Origin of the sequence: Aeromonas sp. HMWF016 (assembly GCF_963878195.1) — a bacterium.
Taxonomy (GTDB): domain Bacteria; phylum Pseudomonadota; class Gammaproteobacteria; order Enterobacterales; family Aeromonadaceae; genus Aeromonas; species Aeromonas lacus.
Map to the genome: position 1 here is coordinate 1 of NZ_CAWNWX010000086.1, position 5,322 is coordinate 5,322.

The 5,322-nt window shown below is 61.7% G+C and carries 4 protein-coding genes; 3 read left to right on the forward strand and 1 reads right to left on the reverse strand.

The window, feature by feature from the left end:
- Window positions 1-139 precede the first annotated feature (139 nt).
- Genes uhpA through AACS24_RS13750 form a run of 3 tightly spaced genes read left to right on the forward strand, consistent with a single transcriptional unit; the run spans window position 140 to window position 3,609 of the window.
- A complete protein-coding gene (gene uhpA, locus AACS24_RS13740; protein WP_108571028.1) occupies window positions 140-730 on the forward strand; it encodes a transcriptional regulator UhpA in 591 nt (196 codons plus the stop codon).
- The gene (uhpB, locus tag AACS24_RS13745) at window positions 727-2,247 is read left to right on the forward strand and encodes a signal transduction histidine-protein kinase/phosphatase UhpB (protein WP_108571029.1); all 1,521 of its coding nucleotides are present in this window, start codon (window positions 727-729) and stop codon (window positions 2,245-2,247) included. Before uhpA ends, uhpB begins: the two co-directional genes overlap by 4 nt.
- A gap of 27 nt (window positions 2,248-2,274) precedes the next feature.
- A complete protein-coding gene (locus tag AACS24_RS13750; protein ID WP_071911619.1) occupies window positions 2,275-3,609 on the forward strand; it encodes an MFS transporter in 1,335 nt (444 codons plus the stop codon).
- A gap of 18 nt (window positions 3,610-3,627) precedes the next feature.
- Here AACS24_RS13750 and AACS24_RS13755 read toward each other — a convergent pair whose 3' ends face one another.
- Window positions 3,628-4,764, reverse strand: coding sequence for a GGDEF domain-containing protein (locus AACS24_RS13755; protein WP_071911621.1), 1,137 nt, complete (start codon window positions 4,762-4,764; stop codon window positions 3,628-3,630).
- Between the last annotated feature and the right edge of the window lie 558 nt (window positions 4,765-5,322).

The window sequence follows — 5,322 nt, forward strand, 5'->3', positions numbered from 1 at the left end:
GCCTGATCCCGATCAAGCTTCCCCTGCTTATCGGGTCGATTTTCCCCCTATTCCCCCCCGCCCCTTGAGCCTGACTCGGGGGGCAGGTATCTTGTTGGCCGCGTCATGGTCATGACGCACCGAATTTCAGGCTGACATCATGATAAACATTGCCCTCATCGACGATCACCAGATCGTCCGTTCCGGTTTTGCCCAACTGCTCAATCTGGAGCCCGACCTGCAGGTGGTCGCCGAATTTGGCTCCGCCAGCGAAGCGCTGGCCGGCCTCCCCGGCAGTGGCGCCCGGGTCTGCGTCTGCGACATCTCGATGCCCGACCAGTCTGGGCTGGATCTGCTCAAGCAGCTCCCCTCCGGTCTGGCGGTGGTGATGCTCTCGGTGCACGACAGCCCCGCCCTCATCGAGCAGGCGCTGCAAGCCGGTGCCAAGGGATTTCTCTCCAAACGCTGCAGCCCGGACGAGCTGATCGCCGCGGTGCGCACCGCCGCGCTCGGCGGCTGCTACCTCACCCCCGACATCGCCCAGAAGCTGGCCAGCAGCAGCCGGGATCCCCTCACCAATCGGGAACGGGAGATTGCCCAGTTACTGGCGCAGGGGCTGGAGGTGAAGAGCATCGCCGAGCAACTCGGCCTCTCCCCCAAGACGGTGCATGTGCATCGTGCCAACCTGATGGACAAGCTCAAGGTCAGCAACAACGTCGAGCTGGCCCACCGCATGCTGGATAGCTGGTGATCCACCGTCTTGCCAGCTATGTCGCCATCACGCTGGCGGCCTGCTTCATCTTTGCCGCCGGCTGGTTTTGCCTGTGGAGCATCAGCCTGCATCTGGCGGGTGGCCCGGCGCTGGCGGTGCTGCTGTTCCCCTTCGGCCTGCGCCTCGGCTTGCTGCTGCAAAGTCCCGGCCACTACTGGCCGCCGCTGCTGCTGTGCGAAGGGCTGCTGCTCTACTGGCTCAATCAGGAGGTGGGGTTGCCCCACTGGCCGTGGCTGGTCGCAGGCAGTCTGCTGACTCTGTTGCCGCTGCTTGTTGCCCGTCGCCAGCAGGTGCGCAATGACTGGCAGCAACTGCTGTTGCTGCTTGCCACCGTCTCGGCGGCAGCCCTGCTGCAATCCCTGCTCTGGCATCTGGCGGGAGAAGATGGCCTCTCAGCCCTGCTGCTCAGCCTGACCGGCGGCCTCACCCTCACCTCCACCTGCATGCTGATCTGGCACTACCTCACCCGCGCCACCTGGGTGCCGCTCGGCCCTGCGCTGGTGGATCAGCCGGTAGACTGGCGCTTTCGCCATCTGGTCTGGTATCTGCTGCTGTTCGTGTTGAGCCTCTGGTTGCAGCTGGGGCTGCCCAACTCGCTGGTGCGCTTTACCCCGTTTTGTCTGGCCATTCCCATCATCGCCATGGCATGGCGCTACGGCTGGCAGGGGGCGCTGCTCGCCACCCTGATGAACACCATCGCCCTGCTGGCAAGCCAGGCCTGGCACGATCACCCGCTCGATCTGCTGCTCTCCCTGCTGGCCCAGAGCCTCACCGGCCTGCTGCTGGGCGCCGGGATCCAGCGCCAGCGCGAGCTCAATCAGGCGCTGACCCGCCAGCTCGCTCACAATCGCCAGCTCACCGAGCGGCTGCTGGAGACCGAGGAGAGCATCCGCAAGGAGGTGGCGCGCGAGCTGCACGACGACATCGGCCAGACCATCACCGCCATTCGTACCCAGGCCGGTATTGTTCGCCGCCTCGCCCCCGACAATGCGGGTGTGGGCCAGAGCAGCGCCCTGATCGATACCCTCTCCCTTGGCATCTACGACGCGGTGCGCGGTCTGCTCGGTCGCCTGCGCCCGCGCCAGCTCGACGACATGACTCTGGAGCAAGCGGTACGGGCACTGCTCAGAGAGCTGGAGCTGGAGCGCCACGGCATCGTCACCCGGCTGGAGTGGCAGCTGGCGGACAGCGATCTCTCCGATGCCCAGCGGGTTACCCTGTTTCGGGTCTGTCAGGAGGGGCTCAACAACGTGGTCAAACATGCCAACGCCCACTCGGTGACAATCCGGACGCGCCACGCTGAAGAACAGCTGCAGCTGGTGCTGGAGGATGATGGTCGCGGCTTGCCGCAAAGCCGCGCGGCGCAGGGCTATGGTCTGCTCGGTATTCGCGAACGGGTGCAGGCGCTGGGAGGCACCTTGCAGCTCTCCTGTGTCCACGGCACCCAGTTGACGGTCAACCTCCCCTGCCGCAAACGGGAGGAGAGCCATGAGTAACCTCGCCCTTCAACAGGGAGAAGCCCCATGCTGAGCTTTATGAGAAGCGCGCCGGCGCAACCGCCGATCCGCGAGCAGGCCGAGATCGACGCCACCTATCGTCACTGGCGGCTGCATCTGCTGCTCACCATGTATCTGGGCTATGCGGTCTTCTACTTCACCCGCAAAAGCTTCAACTTCGCCATGCCGGACATGCTGGCGAGCGGCATGCTGGACAAGTCAGACATCGGCATGCTCTGGACCCTGTTCTACATCACCTACGGCTGCTCCAAGTTCTTCTCCGGCATCATCAGCGACCGCGCCAATCCGCGCTACTTCATGGGGATCGGGCTGATGGCCACCGGCGTCATCAATATCCTGTTCGGCCTCTCGTCCGCTCTCTGGATGTTTGCCGCCCTCTGGGTGGCCAACGCCTTCTTTCAGGGCTGGGGTTGGCCCCCCTGCTCCAAGCTGCTCACCAGCTGGTATTCGCGCAGTGAGCGGGGCGTCTGGTGGTCGGCATGGAACACAGCCCACAACGCAGGCGGGGCGCTCATCCCCCTTATCGTCAGCACCCTGGCCCTGCAACATGGCTGGCGCTACGGCATGATAGTACCCGGCCTTATCGCCATTGCGGCCGGTCTGCTGCTCTGCTGGCGGTTGCGGGATACCCCGGCAGCCATGGGACTGCCGTCGGTGGGCGAGTGGCGCAAGGATGCGATGGAGCTGGCCCAGCAGACTCAGGATGCGGGGCTCTCCCATCGCCAGATCCTGCGCAAATATGTGCTCGGCAACCCCTATATCTGGCTGCTGGCCTGCTGTTACGTGCTGGTCTATGTGGTGCGCACCGCCATTAACGACTGGGGCAACCTCTACATGACCGAGCAGCGCGGCTTCAATCTGATGAGCGCCAACTCGGCCATCTCCATGTTCGAGGTAGGGGGCTTTATCGGCGCCCTGGTGGCGGGCTGGGGATCGGACAAGCTGTTCAACGGCAACCGTGGCCCGATGAACCTCATCTTTGCGGTGGGGATCCTGCTGGCGGTGGGATCGCTCTGGCTGATGCCCTTCTTCAGCTATGTGATGCAGGCGGCCTGCTTCTTCACCATCGGCTTTTTCGTGTTTGGCCCCCAGATGCTGATCGGCATGGCGGCGGCGGAGTGCTCCCACAAAAACTCGGCGGGAGCGGCTACCGGCTTTGTCGGCCTGTTTGCCTACATGGGGGCGGCGCTGTCAGGCTATCCGCTGGCCAAGGTGATGGAGATCTGGCACTGGAACGGCTTCTTCGTGGTGATCTCGGTGGCGGCGGGCGTCTCGGCCCTGCTATTGCTCCCCTTCCTCAAGGCGCAGGCACCTCGCCCCCAACCTGCCGACACCATGTGATACCGGACTGAGCGGGAGTTACGCCTCCCGACCAGCCTGACAGACCCGGTTCTTACCCTGCCGCTTGGCACAATAGAGCGCATGGTCGGCCTGAGTGAACAGAGGATCAAAGTGCCACTCCCCGTGCCAGTGGGAGAGCCCCATGCTGACCGTGATGGAGAGGCCGCCCATGTCACGGTTCGCGACCGCCTCCAGCAATCCCTCACAGCGCTGCAGCGCCAGCACACCGGGCTGTGAGAAGAGCAGCACAAACTCCTCGCCACCGAAACGGCTGCACACCAAATCGGGCTGGCTACCCAGATAGGCGCCGAGCTCGGCCAGCACCCGATCACCTACCTCGTGGCCATGCTGGTCATTAATCTGCTTGAAATCGTCGATATCGAGCACTGCCAGCGCGCCGCCGTCACCCAACTTCTGCTGCTTCAGCTGATCCATAAAGCCACGCCGGTTGAGCAGGCCGGTGAGAGGGTCGTGGCTCGCCTGCTGGTGCAACGCCAGTGCCCGGTACTGGGTACAGAGCAGCAGCACCCCGAAGGTGGAGAGATAGCTCCCCATCAGCATGGAGAGGAAGGGCAGCACATTGACCCCGCTCTTATCCATCAGCATCTGCACGTTGTCCTGCCACAGGAACCAGAGCCGCATCAGGTAGAAGGCGTAGAGCAGGATATTGACCACGGTAAAGACCATCACCGCCGGCAAATAGTCGGGGTAGCCGTGACGCCAGACCAGATAGACGATCACCGCCCCCAGCACCATGTAGCTCAGGCAGGCCAGCATCACCCGGGACTCCATCCCCCCCTTCACGATGCACCAGCTCAGGATCACCAGATAGACCAGCATGAATAGCACACCGGCACGCCAGTTCGGGGGTTGGCCGAAAAAGCGCTGCAGCGCCAGCGGCATCAGCGCGATGCAGAGCGTGATCAGGGTGTTGGCCAGCCAGATGCCGGATGGGCTGGGGAAAAATGCCTGCAACGAGAAGAGCGTCTGGGCCACCAGCGCACAGAGTGCAGACCACCACCAGTAACCGATACCGGGGATCTCCCTGTGGGTAGACCAGATGATGGAGAGGGTAATAAAGCCAAGACTGTAGCCACCCAGCGCCATCAGCATCAGGGTAAAAACGTCCAGTTTCAGCAGCAGTGAGAGCGCCATACAAGAACCAGTTTCAGAAGGTAACTGAGTATATGAGAAGCGTTTGCCAAGACCCAGAGGGGACTGACTATTTTCACAATAAAAACATATTGTTTACTGTCTCTGTGGCCTGCTTTCCCTGTCGGGATCGCACCACCGCAGGTACAGAAAACGTCAGAGTACAAAACAAGTCACAAGCGAACCCCATCATATGTAACAAAAGGTATTGAACACAATTTGGGCTTGAACCGGCCACGTTAGATAGATATGTTGTTTTCGTGTGATTTTATGAGTGAAGCGGTGAGCAAAAAGCGCCTCTAACCTATTGAGTATTCTGACACAATTGGTTTTTGGTACATTTTTCGCTCAATTTCGATTCATAGCATCCCATATGGGGCTTTCCCCCGACCCAAGACATTCATCCTGTCTTGCCTGTTGCCGGATGCAGCAGTCTCTTGTGCCACGGAGTCGCACGGGATCAGGTTCAAGGCCGAACACAACATCGACAGAGACGTCACCCATGATCAAAAAACTGATTCTTTCTACCCTGCTCTTCTGCGGGCTGGCGACCGCCGCCCC

Bases quoted from the DNA above. Each gene is read 5' to 3' on its own strand.
- uhpA (WP_108571028.1), top strand. From the start codon at position 140: ATGATAAACATTGCCCTCATCGACGATCACCAGATCGTCCGTTCCGGT.
- AACS24_RS13750 (WP_071911619.1), top strand. From the start codon at position 2,275: ATGCTGAGCTTTATGAGAAGCGCGCCGGCGCAACCGCCGATCCGCGAG.
- AACS24_RS13755 (WP_071911621.1), bottom strand. From the start codon at position 4,764: ATGGCGCTCTCACTGCTGCTGAAACTGGACGTTTTTACCCTGATGCTG.